1 pseudogene is annotated in these 213 nt (G+C 52.1%); it reads left to right on the forward strand.

The features are described 5' to 3' along the window. Positions 1-213 (forward strand): annotated as a pseudogene (locus tag H9X86_RS12375) (hypothetical protein); the annotation flags it as partial.

Raw genomic sequence — 213 nt, forward strand, 5'->3', positions numbered from 1 at the left:
AAAGCCTATTCTCTCAGGGCACTCAAGACCCGCGAGGACTGGAACGAGTGGCAAGCCAACGCATTGGGTGCTGCAATGTTAATGCCTCAGAGGGAAATCGAGCTGGCTAACATTGAAAAAGCCTTTCTCCGCCTCTACTATAACCTCAAACATCACGGAACTCCCATTCTCGCTGGAATGATCGCCTCACTCCAGGCCATCCGCAATCGCCAA

Source organism: Pseudoflavonifractor capillosus (assembly GCF_016902575.1).
Taxonomy (GTDB): domain Bacteria; phylum Bacillota; class Clostridia; order Oscillospirales; family Oscillospiraceae; genus Enterenecus; species Enterenecus capillosus_A.